3 protein-coding genes are annotated in these 25,473 nt (G+C 45.7%); all 3 read right to left on the bottom strand.

The genetic code is table 11. The annotated features are described in order from the left end of the window. Positions 1-46: 46 nt before the first annotated feature. Genes NSQ34_RS01950 through NSQ34_RS01940 form a run of 3 tightly spaced genes read right to left on the bottom strand, consistent with a single transcriptional unit; the run spans position 47 to position 25,362 of the window. Positions 47-3,883 (bottom strand): non-ribosomal peptide synthetase, encoded by a 3,837-nt coding sequence (locus NSQ34_RS01950; RefSeq protein WP_111927543.1) that lies wholly within the window; start codon positions 3,881-3,883, stop codon positions 47-49. Positions 3,884-3,926: 43 nt separating this feature from the next. Beyond that, the gene (locus NSQ34_RS01945; RefSeq protein ID WP_342501022.1) at positions 3,927-14,627 is read right to left on the bottom strand and encodes an amino acid adenylation domain-containing protein; all 10,701 of its coding nucleotides are present in this window, start codon (positions 14,625-14,627) and stop codon (positions 3,927-3,929) included. Between the two features lie 22 nt (positions 14,628-14,649). After that, on the bottom strand, positions 14,650-25,362 hold the full coding sequence (locus NSQ34_RS01940) for an amino acid adenylation domain-containing protein (protein WP_342501021.1): 10,713 nt from the start codon (positions 25,360-25,362) through the stop codon (positions 14,650-14,652). Positions 25,363-25,473: the final 111 nt, after the last annotated feature.

The raw sequence follows: 25,473 nt of genomic DNA, 5'->3' as shown, positions 1-25,473 counted from the left end.
TTTGACAGGCAGGGCTGCCAATATGCACCCCTGCCTGCACTAAAGTTTACAAAACGGCTTCTCTATTTTTTTGATTAATTATCTTTTGGATCAGCTGGGCATTTTGGGCTGCACATTCTTTGTTTTTGAACATGTCAGCGTGCTCACCGTAGCCTTGATAATAGCGATAAGCACCGGTCGTCGCTTCTTCCCAATGATCCATCCAATCTGGAATCTCAATTTGCTCTTCTGATTGGATGAAATCAATATCTGCTTGTATCTTTCCTTGATTCACCCCCTTAACAAATGTTTCATAATAGGCCCTCGTTTTTTGAGCAAGCGCTTCTTGAACGAGCTCTCCTTGGGCAAGTTCACTTTGCTTTGATTGATGGACAATCGCTGCGATATCGTCATCGATGGATCGTCCTTCTAAATCACTTTCTCCAATTTTCTTATAGGAATCGATCATGATGACCTTTTCCACCGTCCGTCCTGCTTGTTCAAGCGATTGAACGAGCTCAAAGGCCAGATAGCAGCCGCCAGAGTAGCCCATCAAAGTCAGCGGTCCTTCAGGCTGAAGGTGCTGGATATGATGAACGTATTGCGTCATGCGGTGATCAGCTTCAATAAAGTCAAAGGCGATCAAACGAACGCTATCAAGCGTTTTGGCGGCTTCCTGATAGATAAAGCCGTAGCCAGGTAATGGCGGAAGAGCAAAGACTGTTGAAGTTTGAGATTCATTGAATACAAGATAGCCGGCAGCTTCATGATCCTGCTGTTGAATATAACGGCTGATGGCTTCAATTGTCGGCGTCTCAAACAGCAAGTGAATAGGCACCTGAACATCGAATTCCTTCGACACCTTTGATAAAAGCGACATCGCTTTTAAAGAATGTCCGCCAATCTCAAAGAAATGGTCATCTGTACTGATATCATCTCGTTCAAGCACTTCACGCCACATGACAAGCAGCTTTTGTTCTACCTCATTGGCCGGAAGCTTCACATGGCGGTTTCCTTGAGGCGCCTCTGGCTTTGGCAGCTGACGTTTATCAACTTTTCCATTTGGTGTCAGCGGCATTTTCTCAAGTCTGATCAGCTCATGAGGCTGCATGTATGCCGGAAGTTTCTCCTTCAGCCCTGACTTGATCACATCCACTTTGTCCTTCCACTCATCCTCACACGTCATATAGGCGAGCAGTCTTGTATGCTGCGACGAGCCATGCTGATCCGTTATAAGGGCAGCTTGCTTTACGCCTGGATGCATGAGAAGGTGGGCTTCAATTTCTGTCAGCTCAATTCGGTGTCCGCGAATTTTCACCTGATCGTCCACTCTGCCTGCATACTCAATCAGACCGTCTGCTCGAAAATAAGCCAAATCACCCGTACGATACAGCCTTTCTCCCGCAGCAAATGGATGTGTGATAAAGGCTTCTTTTGTCAGATCAGGACGGTTCAAATATCCCTTCGCAAGTCCTTTGCCGCTGAGACAAAGTTCTCCGACCATTCCAATCGGCTGAAGCTGTCCTTGCTGGCTCAATATATAAGCACCCGTTTGGTTAATCGGCTTTCCGATTGGAATAGAATAAGCTTCGATCGGCGGAGCTTCATCTACAGGATAATAGGTGGCGAAAACCGTTGATTCAGTTGGGCCGTAGACATTGATTAGTCTGCCTTTCCCCATGACATCAAAGGCTTTTCTCACATGCTGTACAGATGCACGTTCCCCTCCGAACAGCACCTTGCGCACACTGCGCATCCAATCAGTTTCTTCATCAATAAGAAGATTAAATAAAGCAGTTGGAACAAACATGACAGAAATGCTTTCTCTTTTAATCAGCTCCGTCAGTTCGTGCATATCTAAAATGGTGTCTTTTTTCGGCAGGACAAGCTTTGCTCCGTTTAAAAGCGCACCATATACATCAAAGGTAAAGCCATCAAATACGCTGTTGGATAGCGACAGCAGTGTATCTGTTTCTGAAATGGTTAAGTAGTTCGTATTTTTGACCACCCGGGCAATATTGGAATGGGTGGTCATGATGCCTTTTGGCTGACCTGTTGTGCCTGATGTATACATGATATATGCCGTATCGTGTAAACCTGCTTCCAGCGGCAGATTCTCTGAGCTCATTAGTGAAATCTCCTGATCATCTGCAAACAGATACGTGCCATCAAACGCGAGTCCCTTCGCCTGACCAATAAAGGATGAGTGAGTCAGAAGATGCGTTACTCCGCTGTCTTTAAGCATGTATTGAATGCGGCTTTCTGGATAATCAGGATCGATTGGCACATAGGCTGCGCCTGCTTTTAAAACAGCAAGCAGACTGACAATGAGATCAGGCGTTCGATCGGCTAAAATGGCGATGACCGTTTGATGTTCGGCTCCATTTTTTTGCAAATGCCTTGCCAATCGATTGGCCTGTTCATTCAGCTCGGCATATGTCATCGTCTGCTCTTCTGCTGATAGCGCCACTGCATTTGGCTGTTTGCGGACATTATGCTCAAACCATTTCGATAAATACAGCTGGTCATGCTCAAGCTCAGGTGCATTCCATTCCTCAAGAATCAGCTGTTTTTCCTGTTTTGTGACGAGTGGGAGTGTATGAACCGATTGATCGGGATGCTTGACCGCCTCATTGATCAATAGGCTGAGCTGTTCCTTTAACTTATGAACAAATTGAGGATCAAACGCTCTTTGGTTAAAGGCAAGCTTCAATAGTAATTCTTCTCCAGGCGATGCGAGCAGATTGAGATCATAGTTTGATTTTTCATAGACATTCATGTCCTCCACCGTGAACCCTAACCGTGCCTCTTGCTCGTCCTTCTTTGCGGCTGGAACATTTTCAAACACAACAATATGATCAATGAGCTGCTGCTGACCTGTCTTTGCTTGAATATCATAAATCGGAATATATTGGTGCGGCTCGGCTGCAAGAGACTGCTGCTGTGTTTCTGACAGGAGCGCACGAAATGTCATGTGATCTGTCAGCTGAATTCTTCTTGGGATGACATTGATGAACAACCCAACCATCCTGTCAACGCCAGCCAAATCTGCCGGACGTCCTGACACAACTGTTCCAAACAGCACATCATTTGACCGCTGATACCTGCTCAGCAGAACCGACCAGACTGATTGAAGCGCACTGCTTAACGTCGCATTTTGCTGCAGCGCTAACTCTGATAAAGCGGCCGTTTCTTCTTTGCTCATGGACCATTCAATTTCGCCTAATTCATGTTCATTCGTCTGTTTCCGCTGCTCTTTAAAGGTCGATTGTCCATCAAACCCCGCTAATGATTGCTGCCAATATTGAAGTGATGCTTGCTTATCTTGTTTTTCCAGCCACTTTATATATTCTTTATATGGTTTGACCGGCGCTAACTTGTAAGGGATGTCATGTAAAAGTGCATGATAAATCGCAAATAACTCCTGCACCACAAGTCCAAAGCACCAGCCATCCAGAAGGATATGATGATAGCTCCATATCCAGCGATAGCTGGCAGGGCCCGTTTGGAAAACAGACGCCCGCATGAGAGAATCCTTCGAGAGGTCAAATCCTCTCAGCTGATCCTGTTGTTTGAATTTATCTATACGTTCAAGCTGTTCGTCTTCAGAAAGATCTTGCAAGTCCACAACATCAAGTGTAAAAGGACGTTCTTTTAGTACAACTTGGACAGGGCGCTTTACTTTTTCGTGGAGAAACACGGTACGAAAAATATCGTACCGCTCCACGATGATATTCATGCTTTTCTCAAGTAAGTCATAACGCAGTGTGCCCTTAACGTTCATATCCATTTGCTCTACATAAAAGCCCTTTTCTTGATGATGGAGGGTATGAAACAGCATTCCTTCTTGCATCGGTGACAGATAATACATGTCTTGAACTTGATCCCTTTTAAATTGACTCATCTATTTCATCCTCCCTTCCTTTTTTATGATTCATCTCGTGTTGTTAAGTCAATTTCTCCTCAAGCATGTCAAAAATGTCGTCCATTTCATCCATTTCAAGGTCAGCCGCAGAGAAGTCACTTGGCGTAAATTCCCGTTCTTGCTGCGCTAAGCAATGAGTGATGATGGATTGAATTTTCCCCTTCAACAATGCCATGAACTGCTGTATCGTCTGTTCTTCATATTCACTTGCACAATAGGAACAAGATAAAATGAATCGATTTTGTTGAACAAGACCACTAAGGTTCAGCTTATAAACAGCTTCCGAATCAGGGCTTGCTTGTCGTCCCATATCATAAGTCGACGGCCCAAAGAGTTCTGTCGTCACTTCCTGATCAATCTGTCCAAGATAGTTCAAGCTGATTTCAGGATGTACGTGCTGCCCTGACGGTTCAGCGGCTGTCATGTATTTTAAGATCCCATAGCCGATTCCTTTATTTGGCACACGCCGCAGCATTTCTTTCGTTCCTTTAATAGCATCAGCTATGGTCTGATCCGGCTTCGCTTCAAGAACAACTGGATACATACTCGTAAACCAGCCAATTGTGCGAGAGACATCCAGCCCTGATAAAATATCCTCTCTACCATGACCTTCAAGCTGCACATGTACATGGGACTCACCTGTCCACTCTTGAACAGCAAGACCGAGAGCACATAAAAGAATATCGTTCATTTCCGTTGTGTACGGCAGATGAATATCGGTCAAAAGACGCTCAGTTTCTGTTTCTGTCAGCTGCATTTGAACTGATTTGGTTTCGGCAACTTTTCTTTTCGTCACTTCATGATCCACAGGTAATGCGGTTAATGGTTTGCTTTCAATTTCTGCCCAATACTCCTGCTGACTTTTTAAAGGCTGTGACTGTGCATAACGTTCAATGGCCTCTGCCCATTCTTTAAAGGAATGAGTTTTCAGCGGCAGGACAAGCTTTTGTCCCTGAACTGCCTGCTGATATAGAGACATAAAGTCCTCTAGTAAAATCCGGCATGAGACACCGTCAATGACTAAATGGTGTGTCACGATGAGTAAATGATCGCCATCTTCTGCATGGAAACAAATCACTTTCATTAACGGACCTGTTTCGAGGTTCAGCTGACGCTGATACTCATTGGCATATGTGGAAACAGCTTTTTTCACGTCGTGCTCTTTTGAGACATCATGAGAAATAATCTCCAGCGGTTCCGTGAGCTCCCGCTGGTTGTATTGCAGGATGCCGCCATGATCCTGCTTGTATACCATACGCAGTGCATCATGATGTGAAAGCAGTTTTTTCATGACTTGTTCTGTAATGGAAAGGTCAAATCCATTTGGTGCATGAAGCATCATCGAGAGATTCCAATGGTGCTGATCGCTGAATGCTCGTTCAAAGAACCAGCGTTGAATCGGTGTTAAAATGACTTCTCCTTCGACAGGTGATTGGTCGGCTGTGAGAAGATCGGCTTCCTCGATATATGGGCGCAGCTCCGCAATCGTTGGGTACTGGAATAGAAGTTTCATATCGAGTTTCCAGCCCGCTTGCGTGAGTCTGCTTGCCATTTGGATGCCTTTAATGGAATCTCCACCAAGGAAGAAGAAGTGATCGTGGATGCCGACTTGGCTGACGCCAAGGACATCTTCCCAAATGCCGCAAAGCAGGGTTTCCACTTCGTCTCTTGGTGCTTCGTATACCGTTTGATTCGCTTCGATATCAGGAGCTGGCAATGCTTTGAGATCGACCTTTCCATTGGCCGTCATTGGAAATTGGTCTAGTTTTATGATCCATGATGGCACCATGTATTCTGGTAACGTGCGTTTTAGGCTTTCTTTAAAGTTCTCTGTATCTGTATCGTTCTTCGTGATTACGTAAGCGGCAAGGGCGTCGTGATCACCCGCATCTTTGACCGTTGTCACGACGGCTTCTTTGACCGAATCCAGCGTCAGGAGCTGCGCTTCAATTTCTGACAGTTCAATCCGGAAGCCGCGGATATTGACCTGATGGTCTATTCTGCCGAGATAGATCAGCTCGCCGTCCTCTGTCCATTTCACTAAATCGCCTGTGCGGTACATGCGCTCGCCTGGATAAAATGGATCTGGGACAAATCGTTTGTCGGTTTCATTTGGAAGATTCCAGTAGCCTCTTGCCAGTCCTTTTCCTGCAATCACGAGCTCACCTGGTACGCCTGGCGGCGACAGGTCGTATAAAGAACCCATGATGTAAAAACGTGTATTGGCAATGGCTGTTCCTATCGGAATCGTGCCTTGTTCTGGATCGATCATTCCGCTTGTCGCTACGACTGTATTTTCAGTTGGACCGTAGTTATTCACTAGTTTGTATGGGACTGGCTTTACCTGTTTCAGCTTGTCTCCACCTGTCAGTAAGTAGCGCAGAGAATGGTTGTCCATTGACATAAACTGCTCGCATAACTGCGTTGGCAGGAAGGCAATGATGATCCCTTTTTCATTGAAATATGCGTTGAGCTTGATCATATCAAGACGAATCGCTTCGTCGATGATATGCAGTTCTGCGCCAGCGATCCACGTCGGGAACATCTCCCAAATGGAAGCGTCAAAGCCAAAGCCGGCATATTTCGCAGTTCGATCCTCGTGCGTCACTTGGAACGCATCATTGTGCCAGAACGCAAGATTCACAAGAGACTGGTGCTCGACCATGACACCCTTCGGCTGTCCCGTCGTCCCAGACGTGTAAATCATATAAGCGAGATCTGTTGGTTTGATATGAACCTGAATTTCGTGAGCTTCTCCTTCTACCGCATCTTCTATGAACAGCAATTGACCTGTAAAGGAAGATGGTGCAGTAAGTCCTTTTTGCATTAGAAGTACCTCTGCCCCGCAGTCTTCCAGCATGTAGGCAATACGCTGCGCTGGATAATCTGCATCAATCGGAACAAATGCCGCACCTGCCTTGAGGACACCAAGGACAGCGGCTGTCATATCAAGAGATGGGCGGGTGAGAATACCGACGCGGTCTCCTGGTTTTGTGCCGTTTGCGATAAGTCTTGAAGCGACTGTATTCGCCCGATGGTTCAGCTCATCATACGTCCAGCTCGTTCCGCAGAAGGTTGCCGCTTTTTGGTGCGGTGCTTCAAGCGCCTTAGCCTCAATCAGGGCATGAACGGTTTTATCTAACGGGACGTCTAGGTCTGGTCCTGACCATTCATTGATCATCTCTCGTTTTTCCTCTTCAGTTATGAGAGATAGCGCTGAAATTGGCTGATTCAGCTTAGCCAGCATATCGTCTATGATTTTTTCAATATACATGCTCCAGCGCTGAATGGTGCTCTTTTTAAACAGGGCCGCCGCATACTCAAAGCGCAAGCCCACTTGGTCATTTTCTTCAAATACACCAAGCGTTATATCAAATTTTGCATGAACGGTATCTTGCTGCTTTTGCGACAGCTTGAGTCCATTCAAATTCGGTAACGTCAGGTCACGGTCATCTGTTGTCAGCATGACACTAAACAATGGATTGCGGCTCGTGTCTTTCGGAAGATCTAACTGAGCCACCAATTCCTCAAACGGGAATTCTTGATGTTCATAGGCTGACAGGCTGCGATCTTTCATTTTTTCAAGCAGCTGCGCTGTCGTTTCTTCTGGCTGCACTTCGTTTCGAAGAGCCAGTGTATTGACAAACATGCCTGGAACCCGCTCGATTGAAGCATGCGTACGTCCTGCGGTCACTGCGCCTATGACGATATCTGTCTGCCCAGTTAACTTGGAAAGGAAAATAGCAAATGCCGTTTGCATCACCATGTTCAAGCTCACACCTTTTTCCGCCATGAGCGTTTTGATGGACTGCACCTTTTCAGCAGGCAACCATCTATCGACTCGCCCTCCTTCAAATGACTGAACTTGAGGACGCGGAAAATCAAGGGGCAGTGATAAGTCTTCCGGCGGCTGTGCATATTGCTCCAACCAATACTGCCGCTGTTTCTCAAGCAGCGCCTGCTGCTTTTCTTCCTGCTGCCATACCGCAAAATCCTTGTAATGCAGCTGAACTGGCGGTAACGTCTTTTTCTCATACAGCTCTGCGAGTTCTTGAATGAGCAGGCTGCGTGTGACACCATCTGCAATGATATGGTGCATATCCATCATGAATACATATTTCTCATCAGAAAGCTTCGCCACTTTTGCCCTCATTAATGGTGCTTGATGTAATGAGAATGGTGTAATGAATGAATCGATGACAGACTGCTCCTGATCGCCCTCTATTTCATCAACCTCTAATGTAAACGGCACTTGGCGATAGACTTTTTGAACGGGTACGCCGTCAATTTCTACAAAGGCTGTCCGGAGTGATTCATGTCTGTCGATCAAGGCTTGAAGCGCTGCTTCCAGCTGCTTCACATCAAGGCTACCTTCCATCATTAACACGGCTGGCATATGATAAGTGACTGCTTCTGGATGCAGCTGCTGCAGGACATACATCCGTTTTTGAGCAGAAGAAACGGGATAGAAATCTTGCTTTTCCGCTGGCTGAATGGATGTCACCACCGAAGAATCCGTTTCTTCCAAGTAGGCTGCCATCGCCCGTATGGTTGGTTTTTCAAAAAGGACTTTGAGCGGCACATGCTTGTTCAGCTTTGCTTGCACCTTCGAAATGAGCACCATGCCCTTGAGGGAATGACCTCCCAATTCAAAGAAATGGTCAAGAACGCCCATTTGTTCCACCCCAAGAACTTCTGACCAAATGTCACACAGCATCTGCTCAAGTTCCGTTTCTGGTGCCACATGCGCCGTACGGTTCATATGCACCTCATGCGGAAGCGGCAGAGACTTCGCATCCACCTTTCCGTTTTGGGTGAGTGGAATGTGATCGACTTTCACAAAGTACGTTGGAATCATATAATCCGGCAGTGTCTCCGCAAGATTTTCTCTAAACGTCAGTGTTCCAATGTGTTCAGGCGCTGTGTAATAGAGTGCAAGCTCCGGCAAACGGGACAGGTGCAGGACTTTTACATAGACTTCTTGAATAGATGCCAGAGCACGTGCGGCATGCTCAATTTCCTGTTTCTCAATGCGATAGCCGCGGATTTTCACTTGATCGTCGACTCGTCCAAGAAACTCAATATCTCCATTTGCATGCTGTCTGACTAAATCCCCTGTGCGATACATTCTCTCTTGAGGATCATATGGATTTTCAACAAAACGTTCTGCTGTTAATTCAGGCTGATTCAAATATCCTCTCGACACGCCTTCTCCAGATATATAAAGCTCTCCCGGCGCGCCATAAGGGACAAGCCGCTGCTGCTGATTGCATACGAGCGCTCTTGTGTGAGCAATTGGCTGTCCGATCAAAGATCGTTCCTTCAAAGCGTCCAGCTCTTGCGGTGTGATCAGCTTGGTCACTGTACCAATGGTTGTCTCAGTCGGACCATAATGGTTCATTACTGCCACGCATGGATGCTGCATCATAAATGTTTCAACATCCTCAGGGATCACCGGTTCTCCTCCAAGTACCACCAGGCGTAAAGCATTAAATGAATGTTCCTTAGAATCTGCCATCATATGAAATAAGGATGGTGTCATTTTGATATAAGTCAGCTCTTGTTCATCAATCAACCGCATCAGACGTACAGGCTCTGTATACACGTCTTCACGAGGAACATAGAGTGTCCCCCCTGCTTTTAAAACAGGGAAAATGCTTGTGTAACCAAGATCATATGCATAAGAAGAAAGCAGTGCCGTCCGATCACATTCCTGCAATGTCACCTCATTTATCAGCCAGCTGACATAGTGTGATAGATTACGATGCGTGAGCTGTACACCCTTCGGCTTCCCTGTTGTCCCAGATGTGTAAATGACATAAGCAAGCTGATCAACCGATACTTCCGGCAATTCTATTGGATGGCTTTGATGCACTGCTTGTTCAACCTGCACCACTTGAATCGACTTATGATTTTGATAGGAATCTGCTAGAGACTCATTTGTCACGATGACTTGTGCACCTGAATCCTCTAATGTGTAGCGGATTCGTTCAGCCGGAAAGGCCGGATCAATCGGGACAAACGCTCCTCCTGCTTTCATCACACCAAGCATGGAGACGATGACATAGACAGAGCGGTCAAGGATCAGTGCCACAGTTTGTTCCGTCTCGACGCCTCGTTTTTTAAGCTCACAGCTAAGTGCATATGACATATCCTCAAGCTCGCGGTAGGTGAGTTTTCTTTGATCATCCATGACGGCGATAGCATCCGGTGTTTCCTTCGCCTGACGTGAAAATTGGACATGGAATGGCTCATGACGATTCGTCTGTCCTTCGGTTTTTTTCTCCAGACGCTCTATTTGTTCATGCTGATCCAGTATATGGAGCAAGCCGATCTGTTCCTCTGGATGACGAACCGCCTCCCGAATAATCGCCAGAAGATGAGTTCCGAATCGGCGGACGGTCTCTTCTTTAAATAATGCCGCTGCATAGTCAAAGCTCAGCTTTAATGCTCCCTCGCGTTCAAATGCTTCTAAAGATAGATCAAATTTGACCGAGTGATGCTGAATGGCATAAGGCGAAATGTGCAGATCGCCGAGCTTTAGCGCCGGTACCTCCATGTTCTGCATGTTAAATGACACACTAAAAAGCGGGCTCCGAGTTGTATCACGGTCTAATGGAAGATGTGCAATTAACTCTTCGAGCGGATAGCTTTGATGTGCAAAAGCATCAACACTTGTTTCTTTTATTTCTTCAAGCAGCTGTAAAAATGTTTTGGTTTGTTCTGGTTTTCCGCGCATCGCAATGGTGTTGATAAACATCCCCGGCATGTCCTGAATATCAGGGTGTGTCCGTCCAGCAACAGGCGAACCCACAATGATATCTTCCTGCCCGCTATAGGAGGCAAGCAGCACCTGAAAGGCGGATAACAAGAACATATACATGGTCGTATCAGTTTTCTGAAGCAGTTCATGAATGCGCTGAGTCGTTGCTTGATCACAGCCAAACATGAATCGTTCTCCAGTAAAATCACGTTCTGCTGGACGAGGATAATCAGTTGGCAGCTCTAAAACCGGTAAATCTCCTTCAAATTGCTTCAGCCAATACGCTTCATGCTCCTTCTGTTTCTCCGTTTCTTCTTCACTTAGCTGCCAGACAGCGTAATCCTTATAATGAAGGGCTCGCTCAGCAAGAGCTTCCCCATCGTAGGCCTTCGCCAAATCTTGAATGAATGTCTTCATGGAGCTGCCATCTGTAATGAGATGATGTGCTTCCAAGACGAGAAGATGACGATGCTCACTGACTTTCAGCAGCTGAGCTCGCAAAAGGGGTGCTGCTGTTAAATCAAATGGCGATTGACGTTCAGTAAGAAATGCCTCCGCCTCTTCTTCCTTGATGTGATGAACAGGAAGGTCAAATTCAGTCCATTCATGCACCCTTTGGACAATGTCTTCCCCGTTCATATGAAAGCTCGTTCTTAAGATTTCATGTGTTTGGATTAACTGATTAAATGCTGATTTGAGCCGCTGATATTCGAGTGTTCCTTCAAGCGTTAAGACGATCGGAATATGATAATTCGTGCTGTCAGGTTCAAGTGTCTGCAAAATATATAAACGGCGCTGAGCTGGTGATACCGGATATTCGTCCGCCTGCTCTGCTGGCAAAATAGGATGTCCGGCTTCTTCTTGACCATCCTGATCGATGTAAGCCGCTAATGAACGAATCGTCGGCTTCTCGAAAATCACTTGAATCGGCACTTCCTTTTGAAGCACTTCTTGAACCTTTGCAGACATCATCATCGCTTTAAGCGAGTGCCCGCCAGCCATAAAGAAATGCTCGTCTACCCCAACCGTTTTCCCAAGAAGCTCCTCCCAAATGTCAGCGAGTGCCTTTTCTGTCTCAGTCTCAGGCAGAATGATTTTGATTTCCTCGCGATGCACTTCGTCAGGCTTAGGTAAAGCTTTTCGATCTACCTTCCCGTTCGATGTCAGTGCAAAGGTATCCAGCTTCATCACATGGTGCGGCACCATATAAGCTGGCAGTTTTTGATTGAATACATCTCGTACCTCTTCTTCTGTCAGTGATCCTGTGAAGTAAGCGATGATTTCCTTTTCATCTGAAGAAAGCTGCTGAACAAGTACAACTGCTTCATCTATCCCCGCTTCTTGGTGAAGCACTGATTCAATTTCACCAAGCTCTATACGGAAGCCACGAATTTTCACCTGATCATCGGCACGGCCGAGGAATTCAATCTGACCATCTGCACCATATCTAGCCAAGTCCCCCGTTCGATACATCCGTCCTGACGGCTTAAAAGGATCTGCCATGAATACTTGATCAGTCAAATCTGGACGTTTGATGTACCCTCTTGAAACACCATCTCCGCCCACATACAGCTCTCCTGGCGCTCCAATCGGCTGCAGTCTTTGATAGTCATCTAAAATATAAGTTGACGTATGATTGATCGGCTGACCAATTGGGATCGGACCCGTTTCATCTCCTCTTACTTCGTAAATGGTCGAGATGGTTGTATTTTCAGTTGGGCCATAGACATTCAGCAAGGTAATTGACGGATGCTGCTTTTTCACAAGCTCCGCACTTTTCACATTGATCACATCACCGCCGGTGAATAATGTTTTTAACCCTTTGAACATTTGCGGCCGCTGCTGAGCGAGCTGATTAAATAAACCAGTCGTTAAAAAGAGCGCTGTGATCTGATGTGTTTGGATAAATTGTTCAAACCGGTGAATATCCAATAAAGTATCACGGTCAACAGGATAAAGCGTCGCCCCATTCAGAAGCGTAGTGAAGATTTCAAGGGTAATCGCATCAAAGCTGACAGCTCCTGTATGCGCCATACGATCCGACGTGTTCAAGCCTATTTTTTCCTGAGAGCATGCTAACCTCACAATATGCTGATGCTCAATTTGAACTCCTTTTGGCCGTCCAGTTGATCCCGATGTGAACATGATATATGCCAAATGAGATGGAGACGTCTCGACTGATAACTCCGCTTGTGAGTGATGAGACAAGCCGGTCACACAAACAGCTTTGATGCTTTCATCAACTGGCGGCTGGCTGTCAGCATAGAGCAAAATGGATACACCGCTGTCTTCAAGCATCCAACGGATTCTCTCCTCAGGCTGAGCAGGATCAATCGGTACATAAGCAGCCCCTGCATGTAAAATGGCCAAAATAGAGATCACCGCATCTGCTGACCGGTTCATATATACCGCCACAGCATCCCCCGGCTGAACGCCTTTTTTAACAAGACTGCTGGCTAAACGACGGATTTCCTGTCCAAGCTCTTCGTATGTGAATGTTCGCTCGCCTTCGACTAATGCCGGATGGTCAGGCTGCGCCTTGATACGTTCATCGAGCAGCTCAGGAATGGACAGATGCTTCGGATAATCTCGCTCCGTCTGGTTCCATGCTTCAATTTGCTGCTTTTCTTCTTCTGTAATACATGTCACTTCATGAAGACGTACGTCAGGATTGTGAATGATTTGCTTCATGAGGTTGCTCAGATGTTTGGATATGTTTTCAATGACCTTTTCTTCAAAAGCCATCGCATTGTATTTGAATGTCAATGTCCACGTTTCACCAGGATAGACAAGGACATTGAGATCGAAATTCGTTTGTTCAAATCCGTCCTTTACATCAATGGCAAAACCGAGACGTGCAGACATGGTGTCACCAGACAGCTCTTGATCTAAAGGATAGTTTTCAAATCCAACCAAATGATCAAAGAGCTTTCCTCCAGCAGCTGTTTTCTGCTGAATGTCATAAAGCGGCATAAAATCATAGTTTTCCGCTTCCAATGCATGCTGCTGAACCGTTTGAAACAGCTGTTTAAAGGTCTGCTCCTGATCCAATGTCACCCGAACAGGTATCGTATTGATAAACAGCCCTGCCATCCGCTCAATCCCAGACACACTTGGAGGTCTGCCTGATACGACTGTTCCAAATGTGACATCATCTGCTGCATGATAGGTGCCTAAAAGAACGGACCAGACAGCCTGAAAAAGGTTCGGTGCTGTCACTTGGCATTGTCTTGCCGCATCTTGAATGGCTTGTACCGTTTGAGCGTCCCATGTAAACGTCCATTCCCGATGATCATATTGTCCGTTCGCTTCTTTTTGCTGCAGCAGCCCTTGGTGCTGAACAGCACCATCCAGCCGCTCCTTCCAATAGTCTTCCGCTTCTTGTTTGTTTTGTTTTCCAAGCCACTGGATATAGTCCGCATAAGGCTTACCTTGTGAGCGATCCGGTGTTCGGCCGTTCCGATAAGATTCATAGTAATGAAACAGTTTTTTCATCAACACACCCATGGACCAACCATCCATAATAATGTGATGGTTGCTCCAAATCAGGTGCCAGTTTTTTTCATTTAATTGAAAAACAGCGACTTTCAACAACAGATCATTCGTTAAGTGGAATCCTTGCTTTCTCACTTGCTTTTTATATTGATCCAATACCTTTTTCTGCTCTTGATGATTCAGATGAGATAGATCTTCTCTATACACATCTAAATGACGTTCAGCCAGTACAACCTGACGAGGCTTTTGTAATTGCTGATAAACAAAGGCTGTACGCAGAATGTCATATGTCCGTACGAGTTCATTGAGACTCTTTTCAAAAAGATCGAGATCAAAATCTCCGCTTATTCCAAGCTCAAGCTGTGTGAAATAAGAGGAGGAATTAGGGTCTAGCATGGCATGATACAGCATGCCCTCTTGCATTGGTGTTAAAGGATATACCTTTTGAATTTTCTGCTTGCTCATAAGTCCACCTCTTCATTTTTGCTTAAAATAGATCCATTAGCTTTTCAAGTTCGTCCATGGTGAGATCCTCATCCCCCACATCACTAGGTGTGATCTGACTCTCATCCTGTGATAGACAATGTGAGATCAGTGCCTTCACATTCTTTTCTAAGAGTTCCTTGAACTGTTCGATCGTACGTTCTTCGAATTCAAGGTGATGATAGGAAATCGTCACATGGAGCATTGCTTGTTCTACGAAACCAACAATATCCAGCGCATGAGGTTTCTCAGATTCAGGGCTCAGCGATTGTCCTGCATGCCATGGAGAACGCCTCAATTCACCGCCGCCGATCTGTTCATCAAACTGACCAAGATAGTTAAAGCTGATATCTGGTGTGACTTGAAAATCGATATCGTCCTTCATCTTGTCAGGCGTTAAGTATTTTAAAACGCCATAGCCGATGCCCTTGTTCGGAATGTGTCTGAGTTCCTCTTTTAAATACTTGATCTGATAAGAAAGATCGTCTGCATGCGACATATCCAATAACACAGGATACATACTAGTAAACCAGCCGATGGTCCGTGATATATTGACTGCAGGAAGGATGTCCTCTCTCCCGTGTCCTTCAAGATGAATAAAGTGCCTGTCTTCACCTGTCCACTCTTTCATGGACAACCCTAATGCCGTCAGCAAAATATCATTGATTTCTGTTTGATAGGCTTCATGTACATCCGTCAACAGACTGCGTGTTTCCTCTTCAGACAATGCAAAACGAATGGTCTGTGTATGAAGCATTCGTTGATCCTCCGTGACATGATCCTTTTGAAGTGGAGGAACGGAATGCGCAAGCACCTTTTTCCAATAATCTCTTTCCGATAGCAGCTCATCTGACACAGCGTATTCAGTCAGCTTTTGGGCATATTCTTGGAAGGAGTGTGTTTTTTCAGGAAGGGTAAGAGTTTCCCCGCGCTTCGACTGTTCATAAAGAGCCATGAAATCTTCAAGGAAAATGCGCCATGACACACCATCAATGACAAGATGGTGTACAGCCAGCAATAAATGATCCCCTTGATCCGTTCGGAAAATGGCAGGTCTCACTAAAGGCCCGTCTGCTAGCGGTATACTCGCCTGCACTTCATTTGCCAGCTTTTCTACCTGCCTGATTTGCTGCGACAGCTCTCCTTTTACTTCCACCACGTCAATTGCCACATTGTTTTCCTCGATTCCTCGATGACGCTGGATGACGCGCCCTTCTTCGAGCGGATACACCATTCGCAATGCATCATGATGAATCATGAGCTGCTCTAGTACTTGCTGAACGTTTTTCTCATTTAAACCATTTGGCGCATGAAGCATCATCGATTGGTTCCAATGGTGCTGATTCGTAAAGTTTCGTTCAAAGAACCAGCGTTGAATCGGTGTTAAAATGACTTCTCCTTCGACAGGTGATTGGTCAGCTGTCATTTGATCAGCTTCCTCGATATATGGGCGCAGCTCCGCAATCGTTGGGTACTGGAATAAAAGTTTCATATCGAGCTTCCAGCCCGCTTGCGTGAGTCTGCTTGCCATTTGGATGCCTTTAATGGAATCTCCGCCAAGGAAGAAGAAGTGATCGTGAATGCCGACTCGGCTGACGCCAAGGACATCTTCCCAAATGCCGCAAAGCAGTGTTTCCACTTCGTCTCTTGGTGCTTCGTATACCGTTTGATTCGCTTCGATATCAGGTGCTGGCAATGCTTTGAGATCGACTTTTCCATTGGCCGTCATTGGAAATTGGTCTAGTTTTATGATCCATGATGGCACCATGTATTCTGGTAACGTGCGTTTTAGGCTTTCTTTTAAGTTCTCTGTATCTGTATCGTTCTTCGTGATCACGTAAGCGGTAAGGGCGTCCTGATCACCCGCATCTTTGACCGTTGTCACGACGGCTTCTTTGACCGAATCCAGCGTCAGGAGCTGCGCTTCAATTTCTGACAGTTCAATCCGGAAGCCGCGGATATTGACCTGATGGTCTATTCTGCCGAGATAGATCAGCTCGCCATCCTCTGTCCATTTCACTAGATCGCCTGTGCGGTACATGCGCTCGCCTGGATAAAATGGATCTGGGACAAATCGTTTGTCGGTTTCTTCCGGAAGATTCCAGTAGCCTCTTGCCAGTCCTTTTCCTGCAATGACGAGCTCACCGGGTACGCCTGGCGGCGACAGGTCGTATAAAGAACCCATGATGTAAAAACGTGTATTGGCAATCGCTGTTCCAATCGGAATCGTGCCTTGTTCTGGATCGATGACTCCGCTTGTCGCTACGACTGTATTTTCAGTCGGACCGTAGTTATTCACTAGTTTGTATGGGACTGGCTTTACCTGTTTCAGCTTATCTCCGCCTGTTAGTAAATAACGCAGAGAATGGTTGTCCATTGACATAAACTGCTCGCATAGCTGGGTCGGCAAGAAGGCAATGGTGATGCCTTTTTCATTGAAATAAGCATTGAGCTTGATCATATCGAGGCGAATCGCTTCGTCGATAATGTGCAGCTCTGCGCCGGCGATCCACGTCGGGAACATCTCCCAAATGGAGGCGTCAAAGCCAAAGCCGGCATATTTCGCAGTTCGATCGTCTTTCGTCACTTGGAACGCATCATTGTGCCAGAATGCAAGATTCACAAGGGACTGGTGCTCAACCATGACACCCTTCGGCTGTCCCGTCGTCCCAGAGGTGTAAATCATATAAGCGAGATCCGTTGGTTTGATATGAACCTGAATCTCGTGAGCTTCTCCTTCTACCGCATCTTCTATGAACAACACATGACCTGTAAATGAAGATGGTGCAGTGAGTCCTTTTTGCATTAGAAGTACCTCTGCCCCGCAGTCTTCCAGCATATAGGCAATACGCTGCGCTGGATAGTCTGCATCAATTGGAACGAATGCCGCACCTGCCTTGAGAACGCCAAGGACAGCGGCTGTCATGTCAAGAGAAGGGCGGGTGAGAATGCCGACGCGGTCGCCTGGTTTTGTGCCGTTTGTGATGAGTCTTGAAGCGACTACATTCGCCCGATGGTTCAGCTCATCATACGTCCAGCTCGTTCCGCAGAAGACCGCTGCTTTTTGGTGCGGTGCTTCAAGCGCCTTAGCCTTAATCAGGGCATGAACGGTTTGATCTGACGGGACGTCTAGAACAGGACCTGACCATTCGTTCAACTGTTTTTGCTGCTGCTGTGGTGACAATAATCGCATTTGATCTAACGATTGATCTGGTGCTGACACCATTTGTTCCAGCAAATGAAGGAAATATTCTTTCCACTTTTCAATTGACGTCTTTTGAAAGATAGAACAATTAAAATCAAACACCAGCTCAATTTGATCTGCGGATTCGTTTCCAGTTAAGGTCAAATCAAATTTGGCGATCTTCTCTTCGAATGGCTGTGGAACAATGTGAAGCCCATCCATTGATAAATCACGAATATCCGCATTTTCCATTGAGAATACCACGTCAAAAATTGGATGGCGGCTTGTATCTCGAACCGTTTGCACCTGATCTACCAATTCTTCAAATGGGTACAGCTGATGCTCGTTTGCCTCTAACACAAGCTGATGAACATTTGACGCAAATTCAGCAGCTGTCTGATGTCCTGCTGGTCTTGTTCTAAGTGCCAGCGTGTTCACAAACATGCCGATCACAGATTGAATATCAGGATGGGTTCTGCCAACAACCGGAGAGCCAATGATGATATCCTCTTGTCTTGAAAGCTTGCTTAAAAGAATACTGTAGCTAGCAAGCAGGACTGTATAGGTCGTACTGTTGAGCGCTCTAACGAGTTCGTCCAATTTCGCTTTAAGCGAACCTTCGATTGTCAATGAGACACGATCTCCTGCGAATGTTTGCACTTTTGGCCTTGGTAAGTCTTCCGGCAGTGCCAGTACAGGCAGTTCCCCTTGTAATTGATCCAGCCAGAATGACTCTTCAGCTGCTTTTTGCGCAGCAGATGCCTCACTTTTTGACCAAACTGCATAATCCTTATATTGAACAGGTAATTCCTCTAGTTTGTCTCCTCGATACAGGGCTGATAGCTCCTCAATTAAAATGCCAACAGACGCACCATCTGAAATGATATGATGCATGTCAATCAGTAAATAATGGACATTTACGGAGACAGAAACCAGCCCTATTCTGAGTAAAGGCGCTTTTTCTACATCAAATGGCCTGATAAAGTCATTCATTAATTCCTGTATGTCCCGGCCATTCTGTTCAATTTTTTCAATGTCTACAGAGACATTTGTTTCAATCCGTTGAACAGGTTCATTCTGAACAAAATCAAAACTCGTTCGGAAAGCTTCATGACGTTGGACTAGCTGATCAATTGCCTTTTCAAATCGTTTTTCATCAAAGGCTCCTTCTAGCTTTAAGGCAGCCGGCATATGATAGCTTTGCTCCGCATCAGTCATTTTCTCCAAAACAAACAGTCTTTTCTGAGCAGATGTCACTGGATAATAGGACGCCTCTTTGGCAACTTCTACTCGCTTGATCTCCGTTTGATCCGCTTGATCAACCGCAAGGGCGAACGCTTCTAATGTTGGGGATTCAAATAAAGACTTCAATGTGAGCTCCACCTGCATCTCTTCATATAGCCTGTTCAGCATTTTCATGCCGCGCAGCGAATGACCTCCGCATTCAAAGAAATGATCATGCCTGCCGATTCGCGGCACTTCAAGAACTTCCTCCCAAATGTTCGCCAGCAGACGCTCTGTATCTGTTTGAGGAGAGGTGTATTCATTTGCCCCCTGCTCACTGAGATCAGGTGCTGGCAGCGCCCGCCTATCGACCTTGCCATTATTCGTCAAAGGAAGCTCGTCTAATTGCATGAAAAATGCCGGCATCATATATACAGGCAGTTCACGCCCTGCTTGCTCGCGCAAATCAGATAATGAAACAGATCCTTCTGCTGTGAAATACGCACATAAGGTGTCATTCGAAGCAGCAATGACGACAGCTTCCTTCACCTGAGGATGCTGCAGCAGCTGGTGTTCAATTTCACCAAGCTCGATACGCTGTCCGCGAATCTTCACTTGATGATCGATCCGTCCAATGAATTCAATATTTCCATTCGGCAGCCAGCGTGCAAGATCGCCCGTTTTATACATGGCCTCTCCAGGACGGAAAGGATTGTTGACAAACTTTTCGCTTGTTAGTTCTGGCTGCTTATAATATCCTTTCACCAGTCCATCACCAGCGACACATAGCTCTCCCGCCACACCCGGCGGCTGAACATGTCCAAACTCATCTACAATATAAACAGCCGTTTGACTCACTGGCTTTCCGATTGGGATGGATAACGCCTGCTTCTCAATATGATTCACAGGATAATATGTGGTGAAAATTGTGCTCTCAGAAGGTCCGTACATATGAACAAGCTTGTCTTTCCCAACTGTCTCAAGTGCAGTCACTACATGAGGCACAGAAGCACGTTCTCCGCCAAACAGCACTTTTCTTACGTTTTTCAGGCTGTCTTTTTTCATGTCGATGAGTAAGTGAAAAAGAGCTGTTGTGATCATTAAAATACTGACTTTTTCCTTCTCAATCGCACCAGAAAGCTCATTCATGTTTAAAATATGATCCTTTGGCAGAACAATGAGTTTCGCTCCGTTTAATAATGCACCAAACACATCAAACATAAAGGCATCAAATACATAGTTTGAGAGGCTCATCACCGTGTCTTCAGGATGAATGGTGAGATAATTCGATTGCTTCACCGTTCTCAAAATGTTCCGGTGTGTCACCATATTTCCTTTAGGCTTACCGGTTGTACCTGATGTATAGGTCAAATTCGCCAAGTCCTCAGGTAAAATATGAGCATCTATAGGGCTGTCTGACTGCTGAGCAATCGCTTGATCTTCTGTTTCTATGATGGTTCCCTCAAATGCAGTGAGCACTGAGCGATGGCGCAGCACTTGATGTGTCAGTAAGAATTGCGCACCGCTGTCTGTTAAAAAGTGCTTCACGCGCTCATCAGGGAAATCGGGGTCAATTGGTACATAGACACCGCCAGCCTTAAGCACAGCCAAAACAGAGAGCACCATTTCATGGGAACGTTCAAAGAATAAGGCCGCTTTCATCCCTTTTTCAAAACCATTTTCACGCAAATAATGAGCAAGCTGATTCACTCGGTCATTCAGCTCTTGATAAGAAAGAACCACATCTTCACATTGCAATGCAGGCTGATGACCATGCTGCTGCACCTGTTTTTCAAACTGCGTCACAATGGTTTCTTCTGCTGGATAAGGCGAAGGTAACGGATTCCACCTATTTAACTGAGCTTCTGCTTCTTGTTCAGACAGTAATCGATAGGATTGAATAGCTTCCTGCGGTGCTTGAACCATCTGCTCCAGCAGATAAACATAATGTTTCATCATCTGCTCTGCCGTACTTCGTTTAAATAGCGCCGTACTGAAATCAAGTACAAAGGATAAACCTTGATCGGACTCCATCGCTTGCAGTGTTAAATCAAATTTCGCAATATGAAAATTGGTTTCTTCAACCTCGACCAGCATGTCTCCAATATGCTGGGCTGCTCCATGATCTGGCGCGAGTGTAAAGACGGTGTCAAACAATGGATGACGGCTAAAATCTCTTGGCACATTCAGCTTTTCAAGCAGCCGTTCAAATGGATATTGCTGATGCTCAAATGCCTGCATTGTCTTTTTCTTTACTTGCTCAATCAGCTGAGACATGGTTCCATTCGGATCTACCTCAGACCGCAAAGCAAGTGTCTGGACAAACATACCGATCATGTCATTCAAATCTGTATGCACACGCCCTGCCGCCGGTGTGCCGACCACAAATTCCTTTTGACCTGTATATTTGGCAAGCAATGTATAGTAAGCAGAAAGCAAGACCGTATACAGTGTCGTGTGATGGTTTGCTGCAAGCTCCTGTAATTGATTCTTTAACGCTTCATCTATTTCTTTGATGACACGATCACCTGCGAAAGACTGGACAGCTGGACGCTGATAATCAGTCAGCAGCTGTAAAGCCGGAATATCACCCGAAAATTCTTGCAGCCAAAATGCCTCTTCTTTTTGAAAGCCTTGGTGCTGTTGCCAAACAGCATAATCTTGATATTGAAGCTTCAATGGTGCTTTAACCGATCCCTCGTAAGCATCTGACAGCTCACGCAGCATCAAATCGATCGAAAGACCATCTGAAATCAAATGATGCATATCGAAAAAGAGCAAATGCTCCTGATCATGCAATGACTGCAAACCAATTCGAAGAAGCGGTGCACACTCAAGATCAAAAGGTCTGACAAATTGCTGCATGTTTTCTTCCATCGTACCGCCTGTCAGCTGTTCTATTTGAAAGGACACTGATGAAACGATCCGCTGACGAGGAACACCTTTTATCGTATGAAAAGAAGTGCGCAGCATATCGTGACGTGAAATCAGCCTGTCAAAGGCTTCAGTCAGCTTCTCAAGCTGCAGAGTTCCTTTTAACCTCACAACAGCAGGCATATGATATGCAGTGCTTTGCTCCAATTGACTCACCATATAGACTCGCTGCTGTGGAGGTGACAATGGATAATGATCAGCAGCCGGCGCTTTTGGTATCACCGTTTCAGAAGACCTTTCTGCTTGCTCAATATAAGCAGCTAGAGCAGCAATTGTCTGCTGTTCAAATAAAACGGAGAGCGGCACCTCCACTTGAAAGTCTCGCTGAACCTGTGTAAGTACGGTCATTGCTTTGAGCGAATGCCCGCCTCGATCGAAGAAAGAATCATACACACCGATCTTCTCTTGATCTAGAATGTCTTCCCACAAATGAACAAGCTTCGTTTCTATATCGTTTCTAGGTGCCGTATAAACAGCATGTACCGCTCTATCACCTTTTAATGCAGCAAGTGCACGACGGTCGACTTTGCCGCTGACTGTGAGCGGAAAAGCATCGAGCTCTTTGAAATAAAGAGGCATCATGTACGCTGGAAGCTGATGTTTGATAGCCGTTTGCAGCATGTCAACAGACACACCTTCATGACGAGCTTGATAATAAGCACTTAACGCCTTTTCTCCATCCGCTTCGCCAACCACTAGCACGACAGCCTTATCAACTCCATCTACCTGCTCCATCACAGCTTCAATCTCGCCTGTTTCAATCCGGTAACCCCTTATTTTCACTTGATCGTCCATTCTGCCAAGATAATCAATCGTGCCATCCGGAAGCCATCTGACTAGATCCCCCGTTCGATACATCCGCTCATGCGGAGAAAACGGGTCTGCTGTGAATACCTTCTCCGTCAATTCAGGCTGATTCACATAGCCTCGCCCAACACCTATACCGGCAATGCACAGTTCTCCTGCTGCCCCATGCAGCTGCAATTGATCATGTTCATTTAAAATATAAATGCGATGATGACCAAGCGGTTTTCCAATCGACACATAGCGCTGTTCAGTTGATTCGCTCAACTCACTGAGATCTAGACGATGCACCGCCGCATCCACACACGTCTCAGTTGGACCATACACATTCCACAGAGTAAAATCAGGCTGACTCATACGAACTGCTTCGATGAGTGAACGTGCTGCTTTCGCAGGCAGCGCTTCTCCCCCAATCAACATGTGCGTCAATGACAGCCCGTCCAAATCCGCAGCAAGTAAAAGCTGCACATGCGCCGGTGTTCCATCTGCCGCTTCAATTTGATGTTTTCTATAATAAGCCGCTAGCTGCATGCCATTTCTCGTCGTTTCTCGCGGGATGATATGAAGCGTATGTCCAAATAAAAGGGCAGCAAAGATTTGTTTGACCGATGCATCGAAATGGAATGGGGCTAGAAGCGCCATTTGTAGCTCATTCGCCCCTTGATACATCTCATGATGCAAAGCATGGACCAAATGATGAAGCTGAAGATGCTCAATCATGACGCCCTTCGGCTTTCCAGTCGTACCCGATGTATAAATCATGTAGACTAAATCATCCGGCGCCGTCTGATCTACAAGCTCAGGCAGCCGTCCATCATCTAATAATATTTGCTGCAGCACGATCAATTTTTCCGAGAGGGCTGGGTACTCTTGAATGAACGATTCCTCTGTTAACACAATAGAAGCACCTGAATCCTCCACAATAAATTGAATGCGCTCCTCAGGTAATGCCGGATCAATTGGTACATATGCCCCACCAGCCTTTAGTATGCCGAAGACTGCTGCCATGGCATCTGTCTTCCGCTCCATCAAAACAGCAACAGGCACATCACGTGAGATACCTTTCATTTGTAAAAAACGTGCCAGCTTTTCTGCCTGTTGTTGCAGCTCTCCATAAGTAATTGTTCCATCTTCTGCTACAACGGCTGTCCGGTCTGCATATTTGTTGGCTGTCTCATCAAACAGGTGATGAACCGGTTTTGCTGCTGGCCTTTCAAACGATTCTCCTTCAGATAATTGCAGCAGCTCCTTTTGTTCACCTGCTGAAAGTAAAGGCAGTGTCCCAATCAGCTGATCAGGCTGAGAGACGGCCGCTTCTAGTAATATCAAGAATCGATCAAACATCTTACTCATTTCTTCTTCTGTGAATACATCTGTACGGTAATCCAAATCAATGGTCAATGTATCAGTATCCCAGCGGTCTTTCACATGTATTGAAATATCATTCATTCCGCTCCCGCTAAAAATCGGTTCAGTAATGAACGACAGATTCTCTTTTTTCTGCCACTGCATCACCTGATACTCTAAAGAAATATCAAAAAGGCGTCCTGTAAAGCCTTCTCTTTCCCGCAAATCATTCATGAGCAAATTGTAAGGGTACTTTTGGTGTCGCAAGATCTTCATTTGATCTGCCATGACCTTCTTTACGAAATCAAGAAACGATTGCGATCCTTGAACAGATGCACGCATTGGAATCGTGGATACAAACATCCCAATCATCTTTTTTTCTTTGGCATTCGTCCGGTTGCCCATAAAGGTTCCAAGAACGACATCCTCCATACCGCTAAAGCGATGTAAGTAAATATAGACAGTGGACATAAACATCGAAAGCATACTGACTTTCTGTTCTTCACAAAAAACACGAAGCTTCTCCTTTAAAGAATCTGGAACATCCCCTGAAAATCGCTCCGCATGCAAACTCATCTCGTATCCCTTATGCGGTTTTAAAGATGCGAAGTCTGGAATATGAGCAAATTGCTCATTCCAAAAAGCTTGGTCTTTTTGAAAACGTTTAGAAGATTCATAGGTCTGCTCACTCATGATGTGATCAACGAAGGAAATCTCCTCAACTGGCGAGATGTCTACTCCTTGCAGCATGTTATGATATAAATCAATAATGCGATTTCCCATTAGAATGATGGAAATACCATCCGCGACAATATGATGTGCTTTACAGAACAGCCAGCACTCTTGATCACTGATTTGAAACACCGTAAATTCAATCAAAGGGCTGTCAATCAATGGCATTGGCTCACGAATCTGCTCGTTTGCCCAAACCCTTACTTCCTCTTCACTCCAGCCCTTTTCCATGCGAATCGGCTGTTTTTCATAAGGTTTGATATATTGAACAGGCTCCTCCTCTTCATCTCGATACACGAGCCTCAGCCGAAGAGAGTCAGTTTGTCGAATGTACGCTTGAAGCACATCGACGACCAAAGAAGGATCGAGACCAGATGCTGATCTCAACCTGGCGAATCCACCCAAATTAGAAATACTTGTACCTGGATAAAATCTTTCCGTGTAGAATACTCGCTTTTGCGCATGTGTTAAGGGGTAATAAACTGTATTCATTCTCATCCTCCGCCTCTTCTATGTTTTCTCCACCAATTTCACCCTGCACCCTCTATATCAAAAGAACCAAGTCTATTTCATTAAAATAGACGGTTAAACCGAAAAGGAGCC

It is taken from the genome of Bacillus sp. FSL P2-0069 (genome assembly GCF_038593315.1).
GTDB classification, from domain to species: domain Bacteria; phylum Bacillota; class Bacilli; order Bacillales; family Bacillaceae; genus Bacillus; species Bacillus safensis.
The sequence above is the reverse complement of the archived record's forward strand: the minus strand, read 5'-3'. Positions and strand labels throughout refer to the sequence as shown.

What these genes read in the sequence shown, in the direction of transcription:
- NSQ34_RS01950 (WP_111927543.1), bottom strand. Translation starts at nt 3,883, where the DNA reads ATGAGTCAATTTAAAAGGGATCAAGTTCAAGACATGTATTATCTGTCA.
- NSQ34_RS01945 (WP_342501022.1), bottom strand. Translation starts at nt 14,627, where the DNA reads ATGAGCAAGCAGAAAATTCAAAAGGTATATCCTTTAACACCAATGCAA.
- NSQ34_RS01940 (WP_342501021.1), bottom strand. Translation starts at nt 25,362, where the DNA reads ATGAATACAGTTTATTACCCCTTAACACATGCGCAAAAGCGAGTATTC.